At 41.8% G+C, this 26,702-nt stretch carries 21 protein-coding genes; all 21 read right to left on the minus strand.

Features of this window, described 5'->3' with window-relative positions; translation table 11 throughout:
* Window positions 1-8: 8 nt before the first annotated feature.
* Window positions 9-1,172, minus strand: coding sequence for a nucleotide sugar dehydrogenase (locus ACSHSR_RS14180; RefSeq protein ID WP_479630861.1), 1,164 nt, complete (start codon window positions 1,170-1,172; stop codon window positions 9-11).
* A gap of 122 nt (window positions 1,173-1,294) precedes the next feature.
* The gene (locus ACSHSR_RS14185) at window positions 1,295-3,226 is read right to left on the minus strand and encodes a polysaccharide biosynthesis protein (protein WP_208125715.1); all 1,932 of its coding nucleotides are present in this window, start codon (window positions 3,224-3,226) and stop codon (window positions 1,295-1,297) included.
* Window positions 3,227-3,286: 60 nt separating this feature from the next.
* Window positions 3,287-4,462: a DegT/DnrJ/EryC1/StrS family aminotransferase gene (locus tag ACSHSR_RS14190; protein ID WP_208125714.1), complete on the minus strand. Its 1,176-nt coding sequence runs from the start codon at window positions 4,460-4,462 to the stop codon at window positions 3,287-3,289.
* 26 nt (window positions 4,463-4,488) lie between these two features.
* Window positions 4,489-5,115 (minus strand): acetyltransferase, encoded by a 627-nt coding sequence (locus tag ACSHSR_RS14195; RefSeq protein WP_208125713.1) that lies wholly within the window; start codon window positions 5,113-5,115, stop codon window positions 4,489-4,491.
* Window positions 5,108-5,704, minus strand: a complete 597-nt coding sequence (locus ACSHSR_RS14200) for a sugar transferase (protein ID WP_208126144.1) — start codon at window positions 5,702-5,704, stop codon at window positions 5,108-5,110. The genes ACSHSR_RS14195 and ACSHSR_RS14200 overlap by 8 nt, the downstream gene beginning before the upstream one ends.
* A complete protein-coding gene (locus ACSHSR_RS14205) occupies window positions 5,688-6,947 on the minus strand; it encodes a glycosyltransferase family 4 protein (protein WP_479630862.1) in 1,260 nt (419 codons plus the stop codon). The genes ACSHSR_RS14200 and ACSHSR_RS14205 overlap by 17 nt, the downstream gene beginning before the upstream one ends.
* Window positions 6,947-8,758: a heparinase II/III family protein gene (locus ACSHSR_RS14210; RefSeq protein ID WP_342655921.1), complete on the minus strand. Its 1,812-nt coding sequence runs from the start codon at window positions 8,756-8,758 to the stop codon at window positions 6,947-6,949. Before ACSHSR_RS14210 ends, ACSHSR_RS14205 begins: the two co-directional genes overlap by 1 nt.
* On the minus strand, window positions 8,755-10,896 hold the full coding sequence (locus ACSHSR_RS14215) for a bi-domain-containing oxidoreductase (protein ID WP_479630863.1): 2,142 nt from the start codon (window positions 10,894-10,896) through the stop codon (window positions 8,755-8,757). The genes ACSHSR_RS14210 and ACSHSR_RS14215 overlap by 4 nt, the downstream gene beginning before the upstream one ends.
* The gene (locus ACSHSR_RS14220) at window positions 10,893-12,242 is read right to left on the minus strand and encodes a phenylacetate--CoA ligase family protein (protein WP_479630864.1); all 1,350 of its coding nucleotides are present in this window, start codon (window positions 12,240-12,242) and stop codon (window positions 10,893-10,895) included. Before ACSHSR_RS14220 ends, ACSHSR_RS14215 begins: the two co-directional genes overlap by 4 nt.
* Window position 12,243: 1 nt before the next feature.
* The gene (locus ACSHSR_RS14225) at window positions 12,244-13,293 is read right to left on the minus strand and encodes a CapA family protein (protein WP_479630865.1); all 1,050 of its coding nucleotides are present in this window, start codon (window positions 13,291-13,293) and stop codon (window positions 12,244-12,246) included.
* 7 nt (window positions 13,294-13,300) lie between these two features.
* On the minus strand, window positions 13,301-14,467 hold the full coding sequence (locus ACSHSR_RS14230; RefSeq protein ID WP_342655925.1) for a hypothetical protein: 1,167 nt from the start codon (window positions 14,465-14,467) through the stop codon (window positions 13,301-13,303).
* Window positions 14,468-14,469: 2 nt separating this feature from the next.
* On the minus strand, window positions 14,470-15,159 hold the full coding sequence (locus ACSHSR_RS14235) for a glycosyltransferase (RefSeq protein WP_479630866.1): 690 nt from the start codon (window positions 15,157-15,159) through the stop codon (window positions 14,470-14,472).
* Window positions 15,160-15,176: 17 nt separating this feature from the next.
* Window positions 15,177-16,430, minus strand: a complete 1,254-nt coding sequence (locus tag ACSHSR_RS14240) for a lipopolysaccharide biosynthesis protein (RefSeq protein WP_479630867.1) — start codon at window positions 16,428-16,430, stop codon at window positions 15,177-15,179.
* Window positions 16,427-16,984, minus strand: a complete 558-nt coding sequence (rfbC, locus tag ACSHSR_RS14245) for a dTDP-4-dehydrorhamnose 3,5-epimerase (protein ID WP_342655928.1) — start codon at window positions 16,982-16,984, stop codon at window positions 16,427-16,429. The genes ACSHSR_RS14240 and rfbC overlap by 4 nt, the downstream gene beginning before the upstream one ends.
* 5 nt (window positions 16,985-16,989) lie before the next feature.
* The gene (gene rfbD / locus ACSHSR_RS14250; RefSeq protein WP_335916788.1) at window positions 16,990-17,868 is read right to left on the minus strand and encodes a dTDP-4-dehydrorhamnose reductase; all 879 of its coding nucleotides are present in this window, start codon (window positions 17,866-17,868) and stop codon (window positions 16,990-16,992) included.
* 4 nt (window positions 17,869-17,872) lie between these two features.
* Complete coding sequence (gene rfbA, locus ACSHSR_RS14255) at window positions 17,873-18,754, minus strand: glucose-1-phosphate thymidylyltransferase RfbA (protein WP_479630868.1); 882 nt, start codon at window positions 18,752-18,754, stop codon at window positions 17,873-17,875.
* Entirely contained in the window at window positions 18,754-19,818 is a 1,065-nt protein-coding gene (gene rfbB / locus ACSHSR_RS14260; protein WP_479630869.1) for a dTDP-glucose 4,6-dehydratase, read from the minus strand. Before rfbB ends, rfbA begins: the two co-directional genes overlap by 1 nt.
* Window positions 19,818-21,080, minus strand: coding sequence for a UDP-N-acetyl-D-mannosamine dehydrogenase (wecC, locus tag ACSHSR_RS14265; protein ID WP_342655931.1), 1,263 nt, complete (start codon window positions 21,078-21,080; stop codon window positions 19,818-19,820). The genes rfbB and wecC overlap by 1 nt, the downstream gene beginning before the upstream one ends.
* Window positions 21,081-21,096: 16 nt before the next feature.
* A complete protein-coding gene (wecB, locus tag ACSHSR_RS14270; protein ID WP_274626100.1) occupies window positions 21,097-22,221 on the minus strand; it encodes a non-hydrolyzing UDP-N-acetylglucosamine 2-epimerase in 1,125 nt (374 codons plus the stop codon).
* Window positions 22,222-22,429: 208 nt separating this feature from the next.
* Entirely contained in the window at window positions 22,430-23,407 is a 978-nt protein-coding gene (locus ACSHSR_RS14275; protein ID WP_274626099.1) for a Wzz/FepE/Etk N-terminal domain-containing protein, read from the minus strand.
* 80 nt (window positions 23,408-23,487) lie between these two features.
* A complete protein-coding gene (locus ACSHSR_RS14280) occupies window positions 23,488-26,307 on the minus strand; it encodes an SLBB domain-containing protein (RefSeq protein ID WP_274626098.1) in 2,820 nt (939 codons plus the stop codon).
* Window positions 26,308-26,702 lie beyond the last annotated feature (395 nt).

Consider the following 26,702-nt stretch of genomic DNA (forward strand, 5'->3'; position numbering starts at 1 on the left):
CGGCGTATTCAGTCATTTCCAAACAGATCCCGGGTATAGACTTTATCGGCCACATCTTTTAGCTCATCGACCATGCGATTGGAAATAATCACATCAGAGATCTGCTTAAACTCTGCCAAGTCGCTTATCACTCGCGAACGGAAAAACTCATTCTCCTCAAGTACCGGCTCGTAAACCACCACTTCAATCCCTTTGGCTTTAATCCGCTTCATCACGCCTTGCACTGCAGAAGCGCGGAAGTTATCTGAGCCTGACTTCATTATCAACCGATATACGCCAACCAATTTGGGCTTTCTGGCAATAATAGAGTCCGCAATAAAGTCCTTACGAGTTCTATTGGCATCCACTATGGCCGCAATCAGATTGTTGGGAACCTGGTTGTAATTGGCAAGCAGTTGCTTGGTATCTTTCGGTAAACAGTAGCCACCATAACCGAATGATGGGTTGTTATAGTGACTCCCAATCCTGGGGTCCAAACACACACCATCGATTATCTGGCGGGTATCCAGCCCATGGGTTTCAGCGTAAGTATCCAGCTCATTAAAATAAGCCACACGCATGGCCAAGTATGTGTTGGCAAAAAGCTTAATGGCTTCGGCTTCTGTGCTGCCGGTAAAAAGTACCGGAATATCTGGTTTTAGCGCGGCTCCGGCTAACAGATGAGCAAAGCGCTCTGCCCGCTCAGAACGTTCGCCGACAATGATCCTCGAAGGATAGAGGTTATCGTATAAAGCTTTGCCTTCTCTCAAAAACTCAGGTGAGAATATGATATTGGCCGAGTTGTACTTCTCACGTAATGCTCTGGTGAAACCAACTGGCACAGTTGATTTAATTACAATGCAAGCAGAGGGATTAACGGCGACAATGTCCCGCGTCACCTCGTCGACGGTACTGGTATCGAAGTAGTTAGTCTTAGGGTCGTAATCCGTTGGTGTTGCAATGATGACATAATCTGCACCGCGATAGACTTCTTTGTCCGTTGTGGCAGTTAACTGCAACTTATTGCTCACCAAGTGCTGTTCAATAAGCTCATCGGCGATGGGCGAGTGCCCGGCATTGACCATTGCCACCCTCTTCGAGGAGACATCCAACGCCCACACCTGGTTATGTTGTGCCAACAACACCGCATTTGACAAGCCCACATAACCCGTACCAACAACCACTATCTTCATTTTATTGCCCAATGGTTTATGCTGTACGCAATTTTGGTAAATAAAAAACGAGCACAGCACGCTTAGATAACGTACATTATGTACCCGTTCTTGGTGAAACTCATTTACATCAGCTCACATCACTAGGAAGCGATGATAGGAACTACATTTGAATTTTGTGCTTTGTGCTTACTCAGCCAAACCAAATCACAAATACCGTCTGAAGGGTTAAATCCAGTTGGTGCTTTGAGCAACAAATCTCGAATCGCCTCGTGGTCAAAGTCATGACATGCCTTATCCAATCTATCAAGAATTGGCTTGAGCTCATCCCAGGTTAAAAATACCTCATTGGCAGTCATTATTCGTTCGTGCCCTGTACCTTCAACATTGTCGCCAATGAGGAGTTCTTCGTAGAGCTTTTCCCCTGGTCGAAGACCAGAAAAAAGTATTTCAATGTCACCGCCTGGATTGTGCTCATCTTTAACCTCAAAGCCACTTAAACGAACCATCTTTCTGGCGAGATCAACAATCTTGACGGATTTCCCCATGTCCAATACGAAAACATCACCGCCTTTACCCATAGCGCCAGCTTGGATAACCAATTGAGAGGCTTCCGGTATTGTCATGAAAAAACGTGTTATCTCCGCATGAGTGACGGTAACCGGACCACCATTTGCTATCTGCTTTCGGAATAATGGAACAACCGAGCCACTAGAGCCCAATACATTACCAAAACGCACCATGCAAAAACGTGTCGAGCTATCTTTATGGGATAGGGCTTGCAAAGCCAGTTCAGCCATTCGTTTAGTCGTGCCCATTACATTGGTAGGACGAACCGCCTTATCAGTTGAAATAAGGACAAAAGTTTCTACGCCCGCAGCAATAGCCGCTTGTGCCGTATATAAGGTTCCAAATACATTATTACGCACACCTTCAACCACATTATGTTCGACTAAGGGAACATGTTTGTAGGCTGCAGCGTGATAAACAGTTTGTACTTTAAAGGCTTCCATTACAGCTTGGACCCTATTCAGACGCTGAACAGAACCCAAAACTGGATAGATATCAACTGTCAATCCGAGTTCTTTTTTAGTCGCCAACAGTTCCCTTTCTATAGAATAAAGTCCAAATTCTGAAAGTTCAAAAAGAACCAATTTTGATGGCGACTGCCGTAAAATTTGCCTACAAAGCTCAGAACCAATTGAGCCTCCGGCTCCGGTTACCATCACTACTTTTCCCGATATATTGGCTGCCATTAAGTCTGCTCTGGGAGCAACTGGGTCACGTCCCAAGAGATCTTCAATTTCAACTTCTTTAACATCGGTAAATAACTTATCCCCACTAACCAAATCGGCCATAGCAGGCAAAGTTAAGACTTTAACGCTTAGTTGCTCGAGTGATTGAATAATCTCTTGCCGCCTAGCTCTGCTAGCACTTGGAAGCGCGAGTAAAACTTTTGATGCCTGCTTTTGTTTAATTAACTTTCTAAGAATTGATGGTGAATGAACATATAACCCTTGCATATTAATGCCGTGTAAGGAGGTATCATCGTCAACAAAAGCTACAGGGTGATATTCGTGGCTTTGAGCCAAAGCGATCGCGGTTTGGCGCCCACTGACACCCGCCCCATAAATAATCACCGGCTCACCACGACGATTGAGACCACTACCGACCATGGAGCGCATTAAGGCTCTTGCACCGCCAACAAAGACTAAGGCAAATGAAGCGTAAATAAAAGGCACGGTTCTTGGCAAATCAACACTGAGGAAATAAGCGAGAGTAACCATAGCAAGCGTGCTCAATATCACGCCAGCCACTATTGCCGTCATCGCTTGGCTCCCCAAATATCTAAGCACCGCTCGATAAAGACCGAGTCGAATAAAAGCCAGAATACTTACCGGGCACACCAATGCGATTAACAACCAGTACTGTCCCTTAGATACGATGGCAACAGAGTCCAGTCGAACGAAGAGTGCAAACCAAAATGCCAAGATAAGAAAAACTGAATCAACAGCGACACTCACAATACGCTTATGAGGCCGCTTAAGTGAGAATAAAAACTGAAAAAAGTCCATTTCAACACCTTGGTTTAATGTTAAAAAGGGCCCTATGACCCCATCGATAAGGCAAAAACTTCACTTAGAAGCCAAGGATAATACTTCATCCAACACTTTGCAGGCTTTACTCATCTCATCCTTGGCCAATGTTGGATGAACCAACATCATAATACTGGTTTCGCCGAGAAGTCTGGCGTTTTCAAGTCTTACAGCTGGTCGCCATGGCGTATTATCAAATGCCTTTTCCAGGTAAACCTCTGCGCAGCTACCTTGCATACATGGTACGCCTTTCTCAACCACCGCATTTACAATGCGATCACGATCCCACCCTAGGTTCAACTTTTCAGGGCGAACGAAAAAGTAGTGTTTATATTCTGCATGTTCAATATAATCGGGTACTTCTACCACGCGAATGCAAGCAAAACCTTTAACAACATCATCCAACATTTTACCGTGCGACTGTCTATTAGTTGTCCACTGTTCCATACGAGTAAGTTGAATTCGACCAAGAACAGCTTGTATCTCAGTCATACGCCAGTTAGTACCAAAGCTTTCATGCAACCATCTAAACCCTGGCTGGTGTTGCGCGTTATAAACAGCATCGTAGCTTTTACCATGATCTTTATAACTCCACATTTTGGCCCAAAGCTCTTTTGAGTTTGTGGTGACCATACCACCTTCGCCTCCTGTAGTCATAATCTTGTCTTGGCAAAAGCTCCAAGCACCGATGTGACCAATAGTCCCCACACTGTGACCTTTGTATTTTGCACCATGCGCCTGGGCACAATCTTCAATAACATAAAAGCCATGTTTTTCTGAAAGTGCCATAATGGCATCCATTTCAGCAGGCATGCCCCCCAAGTGCACTACAATCACAGCTTTAGTCTTGGGCGTTAATACCGCTTCGATTGACTCTGCCGTAATGGCTTGACTATTAAGATCCACATCTGCAAACACAGGGTTAGCACCAGCAGTAACAATAGATGATGCCGAAGCAAGAAAGGTTCTAGGCGTCGTAATGACCTCATCCCCCTCCCCAACACTCAATGCTTTAAGCGCCACGTCCAGCGCGAGAGTCCCGTTGCCAAGCGCAACCGCATATTCACACCCAACCCAAGCAGCGAATTCTTTTTCGAATTCACGGCACTCGCAACCCGTCCAGTAGTTCACTTTATTTGAAAGTAGTACACGACTAACTGCATCAGCTTCTTCTTGAGTGAAAGAAGGCCATGGAGAAAATGAAGTATTAAGCACGATATCACCTGAAACTATATTAAAAATTAGCCAGCAATAGGTTTTGCTGGAGAACCAACTACGATTTGAAGCTCTGGAATATTATTAATAACTGTGGAACCAGCACCAACAGTTACATCATCTCCAATTTCAACTCTCTGTTTTACTTGACTTCCAATTCCAATCCAACTTCTTTTGCCGACGAATACCGCTCCCGCGAGATTAGCTCCTGGGCTTATATGAACTCCGTCAGCTAGATTACTATCATGATCAACGGTAGCAGAGGTGTTTATAATGCACGCACAACCTACCGTCGCGAAGGGATTTACCACAGCATTAGCCATTACTACAGTACCTATCCCTAGACTAGCATAACGACTTACACTGGCAGAAGGATGTACTAGCACCCCAAAGCACGCTCCGCTTAAAAGCAATTTATTTTGAATCTTTAATCGAGCACGATTGTCGCCGATAGCGATAACTGTTAATAAGTAATTTTTGGCTGTAGACAAAAGAGAATCATAACAACCTACAACGGGCCAGTGCTCAACAGATTTCAATTTTGGCCAATTATCATCAAAAAAAACGACATTTTGATACCCATTCAATTCAGCCAACTCAGCAACAACTTTACCGTGACCACCTGCACCAAAAATAGCACAACGCTTAATCATCTTTGTTTCCTTTAAATGGCTCGATAGTTACATGTCCTTCTGCAGCAATCCCTTCTTTCACAATTATCTTTTTAACTGTTTTAAATAAAATACAAACATCCAACATTAGACTATGGTTATCAACATACCAAACATCGAGCTTAAATTTTTCTTCCCAACTGATTGCATTACGCCCATTGATTTGAGCCCAGCCAGTGATCCCCGGTCTTGCCTCATGACGCCTTGCTTGTTCTTTACTATAAAGTGGTAAATACTGCATCAATAACGGACGTGGCCCGACTAAGCTCATGTCACCTTTTAACACGTTCCATAACTCCGGAAGCTCATCGAGGCTTGAATTTCTTAACTTGTCTCCAAACGGGGTCATTCGCGCCGAATCAGGAAGTGAATTCCCTTGCTGGTCAACCGCATCCTTCATGGTACGGAACTTAATCATTTCAAACGGTTTACCATTTAAACCAGGACGTATTTGACGAAACAATACGGGTGCACCTAGGTTCTTACGTATTCTCCACGCAACAAACGCGATAATAGGTGAAAGTAAAATGAGGCCGCATAAAGAGGCAAAGATATCAAATAATCTTTTCATCATTCACCTCTGCAGATTTCTCATCTGATTGAACCGTCCCTACTACCCACTGAACCCACTTATCAGCTAACACCTGACGGTCAAATTGACTTTCAGCAAGTTGTCGAGCCGATTCCCCCATCGTAACAAGTGCTTCTCGGTTGTCTGCTGCCAACTCTAGCGCATTCGCAAACGCCTTAGGGCTGTCTGGAACAACGGCAAAACCACACTGCAAGTCTTCAATCATACCAGCAAGCCAACCTGGATAATTATTAATAACAGGCAGTCCTGCGGATATGTAATCAAAGAATTTATTAGGTGATGTCCCGTAATAAAAAGCTGGAATATTTGCTAACACCTGCATACCTACATCTGCACTTGCCATTAAACCCGCTAACTTTTGTTTGTTGACTGGAGGGTGAAAGATCACATTTTTGAGTTTTAACTCTTGTGCTTTAGCCTCCAATAGCGGCTTTAACTTACCTTGTCCGACCAAAACTAGCTTAATATCGTCTCGACCACGGTTTTGTAACTCTGTCGCCGCGTTTAAGACAGCATCCAGACCGTTAGCCATACCATGAGTACCAGTAAAAATAGCCATGAGATCTTCTTCGGCAACCCCGTCTGGTCTCCAGGGTTCGCTAGGCTGAGTAAAGATAGACAAGTCGCAACCATTGGGTACCATTGTGATCTTGTCTTCCGCGACACCTCGCTTCTTAATTCCATCAACAATGCCAGGAGAAAGACCAATACAGCGATGCGCACTCCGATAAGAAACCCACTCTAATAATGACATCAAACCCAAAATTAAGGGGTTCTTAATTACTCCCATTTCTTTTGGTAATTCAGGCCACAAATCTCTCACTTCAAATACAAAAGGTTTCCCACGTAACCAACGTGCAAATACACCAGGAATACCCGCTGTTAATGGTGTTGTTGTTGCAAACAATACATCGTATTTTTCCGTAAAAGCTAAGCCGATACTTTTAAGTGCAAATTTAACAAAAGTCATGCTTCTTTTAAGAAAGCCATCGGAATTAGAATACGCCAAATTAAACTCAACAATGCGGATACCATCGACCACACCCTCACGTTTTCCAGCAATAAACTCTGATTCTAAGCCTGTCGCTCCCCCGCCATATGTACCACATACCATAGTAACACTATGCCCATGATATATAAGACGCCTTGCCATCTCATAGGAACGTATTCCGGTAGAACCTTTAGGTGTTGAAAAGTGTTGGTGAAAATAAAGAATATTCATTAGCTGTAATTATACTCTGTCGTTATCATTCCATCAGACGTAACTTCTATTTCCAGAACGGGAATGGAAGTTTCTTGGTAGTAATAGCGCGACTCTTTTCCTTCAACTAACTCAAGCCGTTTAATGCAGGTATTACTATTTATCGTTATAGAATGAATATGGTTGGTAATTCTCTTGCCTTCTATAGTCCATTCCCCAGGACTCAAGCGCCAACGTAGTATCGCCTTTTTCTGCACACCGTGGATATCATCAACAACTCGCAATGTGCTTTCTGAAAGAGAAACCTCCCTCTTGTGATGGCACCCAAGATAGTCACGGTAACTGGCAGCACAATATTGTCGAGCCTCATCCCAATGGACATCTTCAGCCTTAAGCCAAGCTCCTAAGAGAAACCTGCTCAAACGAGGCATTTGTTCATGATTATCAAACTGAACGGTGTTATGACTTTGCGTCCCACCATAGTATTCAATGTATGCTTGACCAGCATTATAACTAAAGGTACCACCGTCTCTTAACAGGTTTACGCCATCAAGCCAAAAGTCCACATGCAGGGCATCGTTTTGAGCAGGTCGAAAACGGAAGATTGGGTAATTAAATAGTACAAACGCTCCAGTTTTGTTTCTTAACCCAGCGTACCCCCCCTGCGCAAAATGGAATGAACTTGGTTTGTTAAGTACTTGCTGTGGTTTGCTTAACCCCAGAAGTTCAAGTGGTTCATCATAGCTACCGGCTTTTCCCCAAGCCGATGACTTCAAGAACAGGACTGACGCAAGCTGAACCGTTGGGCGAAAATCTCGATAATCAGAGTCACTTAAAGGTAATAACCTTGCACCATCGTTATGTCCTAAATTTGGCGCATCCCCATTAACTTCTTGAGTCAACTGAAATAACCATTGAGTTGCTAAGCCAATTTTTTTATATAGCGACAGACTAAAAGACTTGAGATCGAGTTCCCGCCTCCATAGCTCGGCCATTGAGTACGTATCTAGCATAACTCGGTGATAATTGACTGAATACTGGCTGAATGTTCCATCACCTTCAATCAAACGCTTTGCTCGATTCTCTAACCACTTACGCCCCATTTTTTGCCAACGAATAGCGCTTTTATCGCCATTAGAAACAAGCCAACTTCCACCAATAAATAGTGCGGCTGCTTCGGAAGTTCCATGGTTATTATCTTGAGCAACGGCATAAGAGATCGTCGGAGCAATACGTTTTAGGTGAGCTTTAACAAATGCCAACAGTGCGGGTTCAGACCTTTCCACTTGATTCAGTAATCTAGCTGCCATAGCCAAGTGCATAACTCTTATTGAGGCTTCTTGACCACACTTCCAATTCGGCCCTAAATAAGGAGGATTATGCTCTAGCCAATCATTCGCTATTGTATTCAGCTCGTCAAGTGCCTGCTCTCTCCCAGAAAGATAATCCTTCGCTAAGCCTAATACCCAATCAAATCTAGATGCTTCCCAGATGCCCTTAATATCACCAACATTAGAATCAAAATCAGATAAACAGAACCACGGCTTTTCCATGTTGGAGTAGCTTTGTCCGGTTAGTGTACTTTCCGCCCATCTTAGTTCACCAACTAATCGTTTCGGCTTCCAACCAAAAGGGGATAATTTGTACAGCTGACTAGACTTACATTGAACAGAAGCGGACAAAGGACGAAACAAAAGCCCCGATATCGCGGCTTGGTTAAGACGCTTTACTGGGTTTAATCCAGTACGTACACCTAGTTGGTAAACTGCAACTCTGGCTAAATTAAAAACACCTAAGTTCATTGCAGTCTGTGCTTTTAGTTTGAGACTCATTGTTGTTTACGCAATTGCTCTGCTATTTCAATTGTAATTCTTGCTACCTCAAACAACTCTCGAGCTGGAATCGGCGACTCTTTACCTGATTCAATAGCACTAAGGAAAGCAGCCGCACAATCTGTTTGGCCTTTGTCTTGTTTCCATAAATTCATTTTACTAAAACCAGGCCAACCAAAACCTTTTAGCTTACGGAAGTTGTCCAATTGAAGCACTCTCCCTGCCGCAAAAACTTCTACGCGCTCTTTCGGAAAGTTCGCAGCCCCATTAGCTAAGTAATGAATAGTGCCGAAAGAACCATCAGCAAAACCAAGAATAATCGCAGCTTTATCTTCAGTGATCTCAACACTATCAACGTCACCCATACGACGACACTGTACAGAAACAATCTCTGAATCAGCTAGGTATCTCATTAGATCAATGAAATGGCACGCCTCTCCAATAATACGACCACCGCCGACTTCATTGTCTTGTGTCCAATGATCAGCCGGGATAGCTCCTGCATTCATAGTCATCATGAAGCTTTTTGGCTCTTTAACCGACGAAAGCAATTCTTTCATTTTTTGAACTTGAGGGGAGAAACGGCGATTAAAGCCAACCATTAATTTTGGCGCAGTAGCGGTAGATGCCTTTGAGTAATATGTGGCCTCAACTTTAGCTAGTTCTTCTAGCGTTACAGCTAAAGGCTTTTCGACAAATACGTTTTTGCCTACGCTTAGCGCTTCAGATACAAAGTGAGCATGGCTGTTATGACGCGTAACAATAGCGACAGTATTAATTTCTGGATCAGAAATCATCGCACTCGTATCTGTGGTCGTTTTAGCAAAACCTGCTTTTTCACCATGAGTTACACCGTTAATACCACCAGAAGTGGCGATAGTATGTAATTGAGCGCCTCCCGCTTTAAACGCCGGGATCAACATGCGGGAAGCATAGTTACCGGCGCCGACAAAACCAACGACAGGCTTAGATGCCTCAAATATCACTCCACTGTTGAGCGTAACGGATTTCTCATGGCGAGTACTGGACTCGCTCTGGTATTGAAGCAAAATGCCAAGTGCCGATTTATCAGAAGTCAGGAGCTCATATGCCTGAGCTGCATCTTCAAATTTGAATCGGTGAGTAATAAGAGGCTTAACATCCACTTGGCCCGAAGACATCATATCTAAGATGGCTTCAAAGTTACGCTGCTCGGTCCAACGCACAAACGCGTAAGGGTAGTCATTGCCTTTATCTTCGTAGTCTGCATCGTAGCGGCCAGGACCATAAGAACAAGAAACTTGGAATGTCAATTCCTTTTCATAGAAGTCGGCACGATTGAGCTCTAAGCCTGTCACACCAACAAGAATAATACGGCCGCGTTTACGGCTCATGCGTGCAGCTTGTGTCACTGGATCATTAGATTTTGTTGAGGCTGTAATAATAACCCCGTCAACACCGTTTCCACGGCTGAATGCCATACCAGCGGCGACAGGATCTTCGCCCCTGCCCGGGTTGCAAACTTGGGCGCCAAATTGTTTAGCCAGTTCTAGTTTCGAATCGTCATAATCAATGGCCAGAACACGACAACCTTGAGCACGGAGCAGTTGAACCGTCAGCAAACCAATTAAACCTACTCCGGTCACGACAAACGCTTCACCCAACGTAGGTTCCGCCAAGCGAATACCTTGCAAACCAATGCTCGCTACCACTGTAAACGATGCTTCCTCATCGGATACATTATCGGGAATCAAAGCACATAAGTTTTTTGGTACGCGAACAACATCTGCATGAGGGCCGTTTGATACGACACGATCCCCTTCTTTAAAGTTGTCTATTCCCTTACCAACAGAGTCGATAATTCCAACGTTGCAATAACCCAAAGGAAGTGGCTGTGCTAGTTTTGACTTCACAGCATCAACGGTGGTCATCAAACCATCCGTTTGAACCTTCTCTAGAACCATTTTGACTTTATCCGGCTGCTGTCGTGCTTTTTCCAACATGCTAGCTTTACCAAAGTCAACCAACATACGTTCAGTGCCAGCGGATATAAGTGTTGTAGTGGTATTGATAACCACATGATTTTTTGAAGCTTGTGGCGCTGGTGCTTCGACTATAGCTGAACCACCGGCAGCCATGTCTTGAAGAATTTGTTTCATTTCTTTACCTTTGAAATTACGAATCTTAGTTTGCCAGATTTAGTTCTTTCTATAGATTCAACTTTGTTTAATACAATTTTAATATCTCGTCCTAGCCGTTCTCGGAATTCGCCTTCTAACTCTGGAAAGTGAATGTCATCATCCCAAGCTTGGTTGACAACCAGTTTCACCTCTAAGGAAAAGTCTTCAAGTTGCACTATTTGAGCTTCATCCACATACACTGCATCTTTAAAAATATGGTCTAAACGCCCCACTTTACTGCCATTAGGTAACAGTACATAGTCCTCTTTTCGCCCATCAATATCCCTTACAACCCTTGGAAACGTATTTTCATTTAACCCACTTGCTAAGTCACCGGTATCGTATCTAAACAAAGGGAAGGATTTGTTTGTAAAATTTGTTCCCACTATTCTGCTTAAGCCTTCAGAACCATCAACAGGAATAAACTCGACATAGGCGAAGTCTTCATCAACATGTAACTGTGCATCATTAGATTTCTGCGACAAATTTGCAACAGACTCTGCAAGTCCATAGTGTTGTTTAGGCCGAACACCGAAAAAGCTTTCAATTACTCGAGCTTGATTAGCACTCAAACTCTCCGCACCCAATGTAATACTCTTAACTTTATAATCCAGCCTGTAATTATTCTCCAAAGCCAGGTGCGCAAGCTCAGAAATGACAGATGGGTAACCATGAATCCATTCTATCTTTCGACTATTTAGTTCCTGAATATAAAACTTTATATTCTCATTACTCAAATGGTAACAACTAAACAAAACCTGCTTGCTATAATAATTAACCCGATGGAAATTTTTACCTTTATAGTCTGGCGCTATAATTGAACGACCACCAAATAAAACACACCAGTCACCACGATAGATCCCTAAATCATTTCGATATCTCCACCATGTAGCCCAGCGTTCCGCTTCTGATTGCTGAGTTTCATAAAATATAAGCCCGGCACCTGTTGTACCACTAGTGTGTACTTTTATAGAGTTATTTGTATCTATTCTTATTTGAGAAGCACAATTTCTGACTTCATGCTTCGTCAGAATTGGCAATTTCAGTAATTCAGATATTGGATTTTCGCTACTCGGATCCACCCCAAACTCATTAAATCTTTTAGCCCAATATTTAGAATTTTGAGCATGTTCTAAAGCTTCCTTTAATTTTTTAATTTGATATGCTTTTAGTTCTTTCGGTGAAAATTTACCACGGTTAAAAACTTCTTCTTCAATATGCCTATAACGCCCACCATACCTCCTTTTATCGTTAAAAAAAGCAAAGAAAGTGAGCAGTACGTTTTGTAAAAAGTAAGGCAAAGCAAGATAAATACGGTGAACCACATCACCTCCTAAAAAGAGAAATCATAGCTTTCGCTGAAATCATAAGTGGATGTCGAATTTGAACCCAAAGATCTTTAAACTTGTTAGTAATTACTGAATCGATGGACTTGTAAATTGGGAGAGCTATGCTCTTTTTTCTATTAACCTTAAACCAAGCATAATACTCTTGGCTGTTCATACCTGAAAAAGGGGTTAGCGCTTCAACTCGCTGAGAATTTGCCAAATTTTCTACAAATTCATAGTTTAAATCGTGCATTTCGGGATGATAGTTATACCAATGACATTGGTGATTTCCATCGAGCCTAAATTCAAACGCCAGTTGCTGATAACTCTCTTCTGGATACTTAATTTTCCCGTCAAAAAACACCCCCTGAGGCAACCACCAGTTACCAAGGCTGTATACTATCGGCACATTTTTGTATAACTCGATTCCTCCAACAATATGAGGATGGTGGCCGATAATTAAGTCAGCGCCATTATCAACGGCTAGCATTGCCAATTCTCTGTGTGCGGGCTGAGGGTATAACTCAAGTTCATAATTCCAGTGAAAATTACAAATTATTTTCGCATTTGGATACAGAGATCTAGCCTCACAAACTTTAGTAATAACACTGGATTTATTGAAAGGAACCACGCCTTCTTTCTTATTACCATAGCCTTTACACTGAATAACTTCCCACCCAAAACCTAAAAAGACGTATTCAAAACCGCCATAAGTAACAGGCTTAGGCACAACATCGAGTGCTTTACTAACCACAGCACCAAATCCCAAAATTTCTTTGCTACTTAAGTAGCTCAAAGTTGAATCAACACCACCGGCGATATCGGTGATATGATTATTTGCTAAACAAACAGCAACTACATTGCATTCTTCCAACTCTTCCAATACGGAAGAGTGATTGAACAGAATCCCTTCATGCAGTGCAGGTGTACAGCCTTTTGTTGGGATAGGCCCTTCCAAATTAACTACTACAGGATTACCGACTTTTAACTGTTCCGGCCATTTGGGCTTTTCACTAAACGGATGGGCGACATCGCCAAGAAATAACATAGCTTAATTACCTACCTATTAATGGTTTTTTGTTTACTCGATTAAAAATCAAAGCTAACACTAAGCAATGAATAGCAACAAAATTTGGAGAAAGTAACATTGGGTTAGCCGCACCTGGAATAAGATATGCCATAGCACTTAAAACAAGCACTCCAAAAAGCTTATCACCAGAGAAGAGGTACTGAACTCCTTTCAAAACCGTATAAAACTGAGTCAAAAAGATGAACAAAGCAAAAACACCTAATTTATGAACAAGGTTAATATAAGTCAGCTCAAACCCATAACCGGTCTCATCACGTTTATAACCAGATTCCAAGGTAGCCCCAAGCCCTGAGCCATGTATTGTCAGCTCATTAACAAGATAATGAAATTGCTCATTTCTCAGATTATTACTGGCATTGCTTGACCCAAATGTTGCCTGCAACACTTCAAGGTATTGACTTTGAAAGAAAGAAAATACACACATAAAAATCATAAAAAGTAAAGAGACATTAAAGAGCACCCCGCTAACCCCAACCTTCCTAAAGTAAAACGAAGATAAAAACGCCAAAAGAGCTACCGCATAAAGAAGAATAAACCCTTTAGATAGAGCCGGAACTATAAAGCAGAAGCTAATAATTGAGAAATAAAATACTAGCTTGGTATTGCTACCTTTAATATAAGAATAGCCATACCTAACTTTAAATAAAATTAAAGCTATAGGCACATATAAATACATCATCGTGGATGTCATATAAATTCTTCCCGATGATAAGCTATCACCTTCACCAACAGTAAATCCTTTAGCGAAGAAAAGGTAAACATTGAATAGAATTAATACAACAACAAGAAGGGACAGCCAATTATAAACCTCACTAAGATCTTGTTCTTTATAACTAGCAACCCAAAAAGTGTAAAACAACAAGTAAACAGCCAATCCAAAAAAGTTACTCAATACATAAGCTGGTTCGTTTCCATTGAGAAGACCAACTAGCCCTCCATAAAGCCAACTAAGAAATACTAAAAAAGGCAAAAAGAAAACAAAAACAGCCTCTTTGTTATGAAAGCTTCCCTTCCTCGCTTTAATTAAAACCTTTGGCGCATTAAATAATAGAACAATAAAAACAATAAGGTATGTTAATTTTGTATCTATAATAACTGACAATAAGCATAGGATGAGCAAGTATGGTTTCATATCTAAACTCGTAAAATAAAGCTAAGCCACTTCAATCGCGTCATTAATTTATCACGTAAAGGCCTATTCGAGTTAGTTACGTTCAAACTATGAACCCTTCTCAAAAGAACAGGTCTTTCGATATGGTGAATACACCCAAATCTATTTCCTATAAGGGCTATCATTATGTCATGGCTAATTTCATAAGAGCACTTATTTAAAAAAATTTCCTTAAAATCTTTGGTGAAAGCCATACAGCAGCCAAAATATGGGATTCCACCTTTAAACATAGTAAGAATATTTTTAAGGTAACTCCCATTGCTTTTGGATGAAAGGCTTATATTTGGTTTAAAGATCTCACTATCCAACTGGTTAAAGCAATCATAGTTTCCAACAACAACCATTTTACCACTAACTTCAAGCTCTTTGAGCATTAAAGCCAGCCTTCCTTTTATCCATATATCATCCTGATCGGCAAGAAAAACAACTTCCCCTTTAGCCAAGGTGATAGACTTAATAAAATTTCGTATATAGCCTAGATTTTCTTCATTACTAAAAACCTTAACCCTAGAGTCACCAATTGAATTAATTACATTTATAGTATTATCACTCGAGCAGTCATCACATATAACAACCTCATCAAACTCACCTAACTGTTCTAGAATAGAGTTCAACTGCTCTTCAATATAACTTTCACCATTATAGGTTGCCATACATACACTTATCATAATTAACGTCCTAGTATTGGGAAGTAGCCCAACGTCCTCCTAACATATAAAACAAGAATAAAATTCTGAATGAAAAATAAAAATGAAATTGAAAAGCATAGCCCCATAACACTATACTCTTGAGTAAGAAAATATGACCCTAACAAAATAGGAAAGACTAAGTAGAAATTAATTTGAGAAACAACTTTTGCCCTTCCTATCATTTGGAGTATAACTGTCACTGGACCAAATAAAACAGAGCAAAAAACTCCTACGAGCAAAACCCTAAACTCATAAACATATGAAACAAAACTCGCAGAGAAAAAGCTTAAAACCTCTTTTGCAAAAAAAACAAAGATAAAAAACAAAGGCAAACTGAAATAAAATGAAACTCGAGAGTAAAAAGTCACGACTTCTTTCAACCTATCCAACTTATTCTCACTCCAAAATCTAGCAAAATAAGGAGAAGCGACCATATTTATTACTATTAGCAGAAGTGTTAGAACGCCAATAACTTTCTGCATTGAATACACGGCAGCTACATCTAGGTTGGAAATATGTCGCATATTTATAAATGACACACCTGAAAAAAGAAGGTATTGAGTTATATGTGCATACGTATAATGACTAATTCCTTTAAAATCTACATCTTTATTTTCACCTTCTGGAAGCTCTTTAGTAGCTTTCATTATTATAGCTATCGAACTAATAAGACCTATTAAGATACCTAAAATTAAAAGTGACAATGTAATTTCTGTAGTCAACTCCACACCATAGAAGTAACCAATGGAGCATACGATAATTATAAAAACATAAGGCAGCATATTTTGTACAACTGCGGCTAGATTCGCCCTCCCAAATCCAACTAAAGCACCACTATAAACCTGCAAAAAAGCCCAAACAGCCACACAAACAGCTATATAAATATAAAATTGACTTATAACAGGTTTGTCAAAATATTCAGCTACCTCATCCTTTGCTAGGTAATATAAAAAGAAAAATAACAGTAAAAAGCTAGCGGCTCGATAAAAAACACCTATGCTATATCTCTTAACATCTATTTTTGACTTTGATATTGATATCACTCTAGTTAAAAATGAACCAAAACCTAAAGAGCAAATCATAGTTAAAAAAGTTATAACATTTAGCACTACAAAGTATTCTGATGCGTTTTTTTGATTTGTAGTATTAAGAACGAGATAAATAGCCAAAACACTGAATAACGCCCCAGCCCCTCTAAAAAAGAGCGTATTTAGCAGGCCAAAATATTTACTCATAAAAATTTACATTCAGCCCAAGACTTGGCTTCTATATCTTTCTTAGAAAGTTCTGGGGTTCTTGTGATTGGCCAATCTATGGCCAGCTTACTATCAGCCCAATCCAAACTTTCCTCAAATTCAGGGGCATAATAATCTGTTGTTTTATATAAAAACTCAGCTTTTTCTGACATCACATAAAAACCATGAGCAAACCCCTCAGGAACCCATAACTGCCGCTTATTCTCAGCAGATAAGACAACTCCAACCCATTGACCAAATGTTGGTGAATCTTTGCGAATGTCCACAGCCACATCAAACACTTCACCAGAAACCACTCGCACCAATTTTCCTTGGGTATTTTCTGTTTGGTAATGCAACCCTCTCAATATACCCTGTTTGGACATGGAGTGGTTGTCTTGCACAAACTTTCGTGGGGTTGGTAATCCTAGTTTCTCAAGCTCCTGATGAAATTTATTTTCATTAAAGCTTTCCATAAACCAGCCACGTTCATCTCCGAACACTGTAGGTTCAATAATTACAACATCGGGTACTTTTGTCTGAATTAGTTTCATATTCGTTACTTATATAAGGCAATATTATCGAGAGCTTTTTGCCAATTACTAGGGCTGATTGAAAAATCCCTACCAATTTTTTGCAATGACAAACGAGAGTTCTTTGGTCTTTTAGCTTTTGTTGGAAATTGAGCGGAAGTTAGCTTATTCAAAACTGGTTTTGCCTCTAGCACCTTGTGTTCTAGTGCTTTATTAAAAATTTCTTCGGCAAATTCAAACCAACTAACAAATGGCTGACCACTAAAGTGGTAAATTCCATATAAATCCAGCTCTTTCTTCGAATATAGATGGGCAAGACGCACTAACGCAGCTGCGATATCACCTGCATAAGTAGGACCACCAAACTGATCATTAACGATGCCGAGTTCGTCTCTATTTTCAGCTAGGCGCAGCATAGTTTTTACGAAGTTTTGACCATGCTCACCGAAAACCCAAGCTGTACGTAAAGTAATATGCTTACTCCACACACCTGATATTGCCCTTTCTCCGGCAAGTTTAGAGTCTCCATATACACTGCATGGACTTTCGATATCACTCTCTTTATATTCTCCCTCTGACTCACCATCGAATACATAATCAGTTGATATATGGAGAAGAAGTGCATTAACTTCTTTCGAGACTAGGGCCAAGCATAACGCGCCTTTTTCATTCACCAAAAAAGCTTTTTCGGGCTCATCTTCTGCTTTATCAACTGCGGTATATGCTGTCGCGTTAATGATTATGTCAGGCCGTCTCGCAAGCACTAACTCTCTAACCTTCTGTTCATCAGTTACATCGCATTGCTGGCGGTTAAAAGCATCAAATGTAAACTCTGTCTGCTGTTCTAACAGGGATACAAGAGCGCTGCCAATCTGACCATTAGAGCCAAAAACAAAAATATGCATTAAGTTACCTGTCAGTACTTATCAAGTTATTCAAATACTGCCCATAATCATTTTTCAACATAGGCTTTGCTAGTCGGCTAATATCAGAGTTACTTAACCAACCATTTCTCCAGGCAATTTCTTCTAAGCAAGCAACTTTAAGGCCTTGAACATTTTCAATAGTTTGAACAAAAGAAGAAGCTTCATGTAAGCTCGCGTGAGTACCCGTGTCTAACCAAGCAAACCCCCGCCCCAATAGCTCCACATTTAATTTATCTTCTTCTAAATACATCTGATTTATAGATGTAATTTCAAGCTCACCTCTTTCAGAGGGTTTCACATTTTTAGCATGCTGAATAACGTCATTTGTATAGAAGTAAAGGCCCGTCACTGCATAGTCCGACTTTGGTGACTTCGGTTTTTCTTCAATTGATAACGCTTTTTTATCCTCATTAAATTCCACAACACCAAAGCGTTCTGGATCTTTAACTTGATAGCCAAAAACTACTGCTTCTTTCTTGGTTTTAACTTTATCTACTGCACTTATAAGAGTTTGAGAAAACGACTGACCATAAAAAATGTTGTCACCTAGAACCAAGCAGACGTCGTCATCACCGATAAACCCTTCGCCAATAATAAAAGCTTGAGCCAGGCCATCTGGACTGGGTTGAACAGCGTAATCAAGAGCAATACCAAACTGGGAGCCATCACCAAGCAATCGTTTAAAAGAATCGGTATCTTCAGGTGTAGTAATTATTAAAACTTCGCGAATGCCAGCGAGCATTAATACTGACAAAGGATAGTAAATCATTGGTTTGTCATAGACTGGCAAAAGCTGCTTGGAGACTCCCATGGTAATAGGGTAAAGGCGCGTTCCTGAACCTCCAGCTAATATAATTCCTTTCATTATACTTTCCCACCAATTCGCTCAAGGCTGTAGCTGCCATCTAAAACTCGCTGCCACCAGTTTTTATTATCTAAGTACCATTCAACGGTTTTACGAATACCTGTTTCAAAGCTCTCGTCAGGAGTCCAACCGAGCTCACGTTCTATTTTACTAGCATCGATGGCATAGCGAACATCATGACCTGGCCGATCCTTCACGAAGGTAATGAGATCGGCATACTTTTCAACACCTAGTGGCTTAATAGGCACAAGTTCTTCGAGCAAGTTACATATCGTATGTACAACTTCAATATTGGCTTTCTCATTATGGCCACCAATGTTGTATGTCTCCCCGATTTCCCCCTTTGTCACCACAAGGTGCAGTGCTTTGGCATGATCTTCAACAAAAAGCCAATCTCGGATTTGCTGCCCATCTCCATAAATTGGTAATGGCTTGCCATCCAAGGCATTTAAGATCATATGAGGAATCAATTTTTCAGGAAAATGATATGGCCCATAGTTATTGGAGCAATTGGTTACAAGGGTCGGCATGCCATATGTGCGACTCCAAGCCCGAACTAAGTGATCGCTTGACGCTTTGGATGCTGAGTAAGGAGAGCTAGGTGTATATGGTGTTGTCTCGGTGAACAAATCTTCCGTACCTTCAAGGTCACCATAAACTTCGTCAGTCGAGATATGGTGAAATCTAAATGCTTTTTTATCTATCTCATCAAGCGAAGACCAATATTTGCGGGAAGCTTCCAAGAGGTTATATGTACCAATAATATTGGTTTGCATAAATTCTGAAGGACCATCAATTGAACGATCGACATGAGACTCTGCAGCCAAATGCATCACCGCATCAGGCTTATGTGTCTCAAAGACCCTCTCTAGCTCTTCGGAGTTACAAATATCAACTTTTTCAAAGACATACCGTTCTGACTTATCAATAATGGATAATGACTCCAGGTTTCCTGCATAGGTCAACTTGTCAACATTTATAACCGAGTCTTGTGTAGACTCAATTATGTGCCGAATCACCGCTGAACCAATAAAACCAGCCCCACCTGTTACGAGGATCTTCACTACCAAACTCCCTTTGTATCAACAATAAAGCTTACTTGTGGTTTTTCGATTAATTTGAATTCTTTGTGATCAACCAACAGGACTGCGATATCAGTCTTTCTTTGAGCGTCCTCTAAGTTTACTAATTCAAATGTTTCACTATCGAGGGCATTTATATTAGGTTCTACCGCTATCACTTTACCCTTGTGCATTTGCGCGATTTTTCGCGTAATTGCCATTGCAGGGCTTTCACGCAAATCATCAATATCCGGTTTGAATGCAAGGCCAAAGCAAGCAATTGTTACATCTTCAACGCTTTTTCCAGGATTGGCTTGTAAAAAATCAGCGATCGCAATCTTAACTTTATTAATTACCCACTCTGGCTTTGCATCATTGACTTGGCGGGCGGTGTGAATAATTTTTGCTTCGTCAGGCGTTTTACTGACTATAAACCAAGGGTCAACGGCTATACAGTGCCCACCTACACCAGGGCCTGGCTGGAGGATATTTATACGTGGATGACGGTTGGCAAGAGATATAAGCTCCCAAACATTGATATCCAGCTTATCGCAGATAATAGAAAGTTCATTAGCAAAAGCTATTTGTACGTCGCGACATGAATTTTCTGTTAGCTTTGCCATTTCAGCAGTACGAGCATTAGTAACTACGCACTCACCTTCTACAAAAGTTTTGTACAATTCAATTGCTCGCTCAGAGCATTTAGCCGTCATGCCGCCAATTACACGGTCATTATCAACAAGCTCACGAACCACTTGGCCAGGTAAAACACGTTCGGGGCAATGAGCTATGTTTACGTCAGCTTCATTACCTGCGTTTTGTGGAAAAGATAAATCAGGACGAGCAGTAGCCAACCATTCTGCAACTTGCTCTGTCGCACCAACAGGGGATGTAGATTCTAAAATAACTAAATCACCCTTTTTTAATACTGGTGCAATTCCATTACAAGCAGATTGAATATAACTTAAGTCAGGCTCAGGAACCTCAGCTTCTTTGCACGGTTTAAAAGGCGTAGGAACCGCAATAAGGAACGCATCTGCAGGTTCGGCTGTAGTAACCGCTTTCAGGTATCCATCTGTAACAGCTGAATGCACAATTATATCTAAATCAGGTTCTACGATATGAATTTTTCCCTGATTGATTGTATCTACAGCATGTTGGTTAACATCAACACCAATAACTTTCTTTTTGCGGGAGGCAAACATTGCTGCAGTAGGAAGACCGATATAACCAAGTCCAATGACTGAAATCGTTTCGAATGACATTTTCTTTCCTAAATTCTTATTTAACTAATTCTTCTAAAATTCTTTGGCATGCTTTACCGTCACCATAAGGGTTATGTGCATAGCTCATTTTTTGGTATGCATCTGCATCACACAGAAGCTCATCTAGATTGGATACTATTTGGTTAACATTAGTACCAACTAACTTAACAGTCCCTGCCTCAACAGCTTCTGGGCGTTCTGTAGTATCCCGCATTACTAAAACAGGTTTACCTAGAGATGGTGCTTCTTCTTGAATACCGCCAGAATCCGTAAGAATGATATGCGCCCTATCCATCAGATAAATGAAAGGAAGATATTGCTGAGGTTCAACCAATAAAATGTTATCAACATCACCTAGAATACGATTTACAGGTTCTCTAACATTAGGGTTCAAGTGCATTGGATATAAGATTTGTACTTCAGGATGCGCTCTAGCAACCGTCGAGAGCGCTTCACAAATACGTTCAAATCCACCACCAAAACTTTCTCTACGATGGCCGGTGACTAAGATCAGCTTTTTGTTTTCATCTAAGAAAGGGAACTGTTCCGCTATTGTACTTTTGAGATCTGTATCTGAATCAATTTTATCTTTCACCATCAATAACGCATCAATTACAGTATTACCTGTTACTGTAATATTGCTTGGCTCAAAGTTCTCTTTGAGAAGATTTTTCTTCGAAGTTTCTGTCGGCGCAAAATGGTACGTAGTCAATACTCCCGTCAAACGGCGGTTTGCTTCTTCTGGCCAGGGAGAATATATATTACCAGTACGAAGGCCTGCCTCTACATGCCCAACTGCTATTTGTTCATAGTATGCAGCAAGACTCGCAGCAAACGTCGTTGCTGTATCACCATGCACAAGCACGACATCTGGCTTAAATTCTTGAAGCACAGGTTTTAACTTTTGAATAATACCAGCAGTGACATCATTAAGTGTCTGACCGGCTTTCATCAGATCAAGATCGTAATCCGGTGTTATGTCGAATAATTCAAGTACTTGATCTAGCATTTCCCTGTGTTGGGCAGTTACACAACACTTTGCTTCAAAACGGTCATCGGATGCTAAGGCATGAACTAGAGGGGCCATTTTGATTGCTTCTGGCCGGGTACCAAAAACGGTAAGCACTTTCTTTTTTGTCATTACATCGGACCTTTTTATTACCTTCTACCTAGAATTAAGTTACTAGATTACAATTTTACAACCTCAGCCTTTTAAACCTAGCTGAGATACTTTTTATCCATTTTATGACCATCGAATCTTCGTCATCTCTTGAGGATACTAGGTTTTACCGTTTTTCTGTTTTTTTGTTTAACAGCAGTAGTCCCAATATACCCTTCGCATTTTCTAGCTATATTTCAGAGTCTTTTCTAAAAAAATGTCTGATTAGAACCATCATCACGGCCAACATACCGCCTAACATGGTACCTAGCACACAAATTAACGCTCGCTTTGGCTTAGCCTTTTCTTCGGGGATAAAAGCTGGATCGATTGTTTTGAACACATATTCATCCCGCACCTCGGCGAACATTATAGTTTTAGCCTGTTCTTCTACCAGCTTGTAGAGAATGGCTCGAATATCGGCAACATTGGTTAGTTCAATCTGTTTATTTAGAAATTCAGTACTACGGGTTGCTTCGGCTACGTCCCGCTGTTTCATGGTTAGGTTAATATCTGCAACTAACCAATCTACCCATTGTTTAGCAACAAAGGGCGATTGGTGTTCTATTGAAATAGTTACCATCCCGCTTTCTTTGTCTTTATTCACATTGAAAATTTTTAAGAATTTTTTATGAGCTTCTTGAAGTGAAGGTTTAGGTTGAAATGGAGGATTAACTTTCCGAACCCAAGTTTTACTTTGACTATTGTAAATGTCCGGCTCAAAAGAGAGGGCATTATCTGTCATATTCCACTTATCGACCGCCATTAGCTCAGGCAGTATTTGGTGTTTTTCAATAAAATCACCAATAAATTGCCTTGACTTGAGTACTTCAATAGCCAGTTGCGTCTTATCGGTGCCGCCTTTACCACCTAAGTTGATTCCAGCCATACTGGCAAGACCACCAAACTGAGAAGCAAGCCCGGCTAACCCACCAGCCCCCTGTTCTTCAGATGCTGGCGCCAATAGAGCTTCCGATTTATAGATATTCGGCAGCATAAGTGCGATAGCTACAGAAGCAACGGCAAATACCAGAGTGACTCCGGCAATTAACCATTTCCCTTGCCAGATTACCGAAAAGAGCTCACGGAGATCTATTTCGTCATCTCTCATCGTGTTCACAGCGAACTGTGCATCCGGATGCTGTTGAGGAGTAATTTGTGAGGTCATATTTATGTCTATTTTTATACTGTATTAATTTTGTTCTAGAGCCTGAAATCACGGCTCTAGAACAAGTTTGTTATTAAAAATTACAACCCTGAAATTGTCGCTACTGCCACAGCCGTGTTGTAAATGATCTGGGTGACTTGACTCCAGAGCGTCAGATTATCCTTATACTCAGTGTCCAGCGGAACTATGATGGTATCTCCTGGTTGCAGATTATCTTCACTGCTAAACCACATGGAGCGCTTCGGCATCATCACAGAACCATCTGCTTTAATCACATAAGTTCTATCTTCGTCGGCACGCTTACGGGCTCCGCCAGACATATTCAGATACTGGTCTAACGTGAGACCTTCCTTATATCTGTGGGTCGATGCATGTTGAACTTCTCCCATAACAGCTATGGTCTGTTTGGTTGAAGGCACATAGAGAATATCTTGATCTTCGAGCTGAAGGTCGGCTTGGGTAATGCCCACGGAGATAGCAGGTAAGTCAACAACCAGTCGGCCAACAGCTTTAATGCCTTCAAGATCTTTAAGCATCAACTGAGCATCTGCATAGTTGACCACATTGCCATCTTTGGAAACGCCTCGAGTGGCAATATCACGCCGAAGTTGATCGGCCAGTTTTTTAATTTCCATCTGCTCTTGTTTGCGAACAGACTCACGCACAAACACGGCTGATGGAAGATAAGCGTATTCAGTAAAGCCGCCAGCTCGTTGAATAACATCCTGCAGTGTTTCGCCGCGGCGGATGTTGTATACGCCAGGGAACTTCACTTCACCGCGTATTTCAACAGTTTGATGTTCCTGCCAATCAGGCGTAGTCATCACTGTCAAAATATCCCGCCCTTCGAGAGCCAGATCAGCTGCTTTGTTACCTTGTAGAGCCGAAGTCAGATCTACAGTCTTATGCACTATTGATGAACCAGTAGCATCTGTAATCGTGCGGGTTAACTCAGCTCTGGCTGTGTATGCACCTTCCTTTAGGCCGCCAGCGGCTTCAATTAAAGAGCTGACAGATGCATTGACACTTAAAGGATACATTCCTTCGTGGCGCACTTGGCCGCTGACAGCGACTATCTTAACACTGCTGCCGGCACGAGCCTGGGCGTTAAGTTTGCTGATAACCGGGTACAAGAGTTCACTGCGGTTCATCATGTAGCTGTACTTAACCAGATCTCTATCATCAAAAAGATTGGTAAGCATCTTGCTCACTTCTGCTGTAACAGCTGCCTGTTCAGCCTTTTGTGCTTCTTCTAATTCTGTATCACCGGTCGCTCCATCATTAACTACGACGCCGGCTAGTTCAGTACGCTTGTTGAGGCGCTTGTTTTGCAGGTCGTTGAAACCCGCCTTGAACAGATCAGAACCCAGCAACGAATCGCCGGTAAGCGAAGTGACTTTAGCAACTCTTTCTTTAACCAGCTTGTTCAGCTCATATCTGTTGATGCTGTCATCGCTAAAGTTAAAGATGATCAACTTATCTCTTGGCTGTAGTGCCAGGTTCTCACCGGCGTCCTGATGCACTATTGCTTTACCAGGTGCGAATTGATAGACCTCAATATTGCCATAATCATCTACTTCACGAAGCAGGATGGCGTAATCTAGATCTGCTGAAATTTGTAAATCGGACCAAATAGACTTGAGGATGTCGTTGACTTTTAAGCCTTCATGCCATTGATATTTCCCTGGCCGAACCACAGCACCAACCAAGGTAATTGCATTATCATATTGGCCCGAGGTGCCTTTAACCCGAATAACATCACCGGCCTTGGCAAGCGTTTTTTGCCCTTTAGCAGACGTCAAATCAACCGTGAGCAGCGACTTAAGCCCCTGGTCATTGTAACGTTCAACCACACTGCCTTTAGGATAGGAACCCGGTTTAGCCCCGGCAGCCATATTAACGACATCGCCAAGGGTTTCTCCCCCTTTGAGCTCATAAATTGCCGGACGGCGAACTTCACCGGCCACGCTGACCAGGCCACCTACTGGAGGAATGAAAACCACATCACCAGATTGCAGACGCATATCGCCGGAGGCATCGCCGCGCATCAATAAATCATAGAGGTCAAGAGTACCAACCAGCTTACCGCCACGCTTGAGTTGCACTTTACGTAATGAACCAATTTCGTTGACGCCGCCGGAGACAAACAGCGCCTGTGTCATGGTTGACAGACTGGATACAGTATAAGAGCCTGGTTTATAGGCATCACCGGCCACAAAGATACGGATAGAACGCAACTCTCCCATGGTGATATTGGATTCAATGCCTATCATCTGATGCTTGATGCGCTTTTGCAGCGTGTCTTTGGTTTCCGCAAAGCTCAAACCCGCCACACTAATTGGGCCAAGCTCAGGGAATTGCACTGTACCGTCACGGTTAACAGTAAGAGTAAACTCCCGATTATCTTTACCGAAGAGTTGTACATTCAGAGTGTCTCCAGGCCCCATAAGGTATTCACTGGGAACAGGTACATCTGAAACGGGGGCAAAAGTGCTAGGCTCACCTTCAAACAGGGAATAGCCAAATCGTTCTAGCTCAGCCTTGTCTGCCGCAGCGGTAAAATCCAAGCTGTGCTTATCTTGACCGCGGCGATTATTCGCCTCTCGCCCTTGGCCATTCTGATATTGCCAATTTTCCTGCTCATTACCTTGAAAATTCTGCTGTCCTCTGGGGTAAACCAACTGTGGGTTTTCCAGTTTCTGACTGCCGCTGTTACTGCTACCTCTAAGCATGGCGGGATCAATACCATACTGTTTGGCTAACCTTTCCTGCTCAGCACGAGGCAAATTTTTGAATTGTTCAATCATCTGAGGAGATGGCGTAATTGCCTGAGCTTGCGAGCCAAGCAAAGCCAGTGCTCCTATACTCGCTATGATGAGTTTTTTGGTTTTCTGTAACACCAGTTGTCTCCGTAATGGTGAGTAACACTAAAAATCAAATGAACCTTGCTACAACAATAAAAACCGGTTCGGGTGTAGTAACTCCCCCAACCAGGCCTTCATCTCAGGTCAATGTTCCCCAAAAGTGGATTCTGTATATCAAGCATTGGTAATTAGATAGGACTTGTTGCCAGCTGGAGAGTATGGAAATTGTCCATACTGATAGCTTTCAGACACAACCGTTCCGCGTGGCGCCCAGACGGCTTCGGCGTTCACTAAGAATATGAAATTGTTCATATTCTTGTCTTTCAGACACGCTATCGATCCGCGTGGCGCCCAGAGGGCTTCGGCGTTCACTAAAAATATGAAACTATTCATATTCTTGTCTTTCAGACACGCTACCGATCCGCGTGGCG

This window comes from Shewanella sp. VK101, assembly GCF_056497865.1.

Excerpts from the sequence above, each read along its gene's own strand:
- ACSHSR_RS14180 (WP_479630861.1), bottom strand. The coding sequence starts at position 1,172 with ATGAAGATAGTGGTTGTTGGTACGGGTTATGTGGGCTTGTCAAATGCG.
- ACSHSR_RS14235 (WP_479630866.1), bottom strand. The coding sequence starts at position 15,159 with ATGGCAACCTATAATGGTGAAAGTTATATTGAAGAGCAGTTGAACTCT.
- wecC (WP_342655931.1), bottom strand. The coding sequence starts at position 21,080 with ATGTCATTCGAAACGATTTCAGTCATTGGACTTGGTTATATCGGTCTT.
- ACSHSR_RS14225 (WP_479630865.1), bottom strand. The coding sequence starts at position 13,293 with ATGTTATTTCTTGGCGATGTCGCCCATCCGTTTAGTGAAAAGCCCAAA.
- rfbC (WP_342655928.1), bottom strand. The coding sequence starts at position 16,984 with ATGAAACTAATTCAGACAAAAGTACCCGATGTTGTAATTATTGAACCT.
- ACSHSR_RS14240 (WP_479630867.1), bottom strand. The coding sequence starts at position 16,430 with ATGAGTAAATATTTTGGCCTGCTAAATACGCTCTTTTTTAGAGGGGCT.
- ACSHSR_RS14200 (WP_208126144.1), bottom strand. The coding sequence starts at position 5,704 with ATGAAAAGATTATTTGATATCTTTGCCTCTTTATGCGGCCTCATTTTA.
- ACSHSR_RS14185 (WP_208125715.1), bottom strand. The coding sequence starts at position 3,226 with ATGGACTTTTTTCAGTTTTTATTCTCACTTAAGCGGCCTCATAAGCGT.
- rfbA (WP_479630868.1), bottom strand. The coding sequence starts at position 18,754 with ATGAAAGGAATTATATTAGCTGGAGGTTCAGGAACGCGCCTTTACCCT.
- wecB (WP_274626100.1), bottom strand. The coding sequence starts at position 22,221 with ATGACAAAAAAGAAAGTGCTTACCGTTTTTGGTACCCGGCCAGAAGCA.
- ACSHSR_RS14205 (WP_479630862.1), bottom strand. The coding sequence starts at position 6,947 with ATGAATATTCTTTATTTTCACCAACACTTTTCAACACCTAAAGGTTCT.
- rfbD (WP_335916788.1), bottom strand. The coding sequence starts at position 17,868 with ATGCATATTTTTGTTTTTGGCTCTAATGGTCAGATTGGCAGCGCTCTT.
- ACSHSR_RS14210 (WP_342655921.1), bottom strand. The coding sequence starts at position 8,758 with ATGAGTCTCAAACTAAAAGCACAGACTGCAATGAACTTAGGTGTTTTT.
- ACSHSR_RS14275 (WP_274626099.1), bottom strand. The coding sequence starts at position 23,407 with ATGACCTCACAAATTACTCCTCAACAGCATCCGGATGCACAGTTCGCT.
- ACSHSR_RS14195 (WP_208125713.1), bottom strand. The coding sequence starts at position 5,115 with ATGATTAAGCGTTGTGCTATTTTTGGTGCAGGTGGTCACGGTAAAGTT.
- ACSHSR_RS14215 (WP_479630863.1), bottom strand. The coding sequence starts at position 10,896 with ATGAAACAAATTCTTCAAGACATGGCTGCCGGTGGTTCAGCTATAGTC.
- ACSHSR_RS14230 (WP_342655925.1), bottom strand. The coding sequence starts at position 14,467 with ATGAAACCATACTTGCTCATCCTATGCTTATTGTCAGTTATTATAGAT.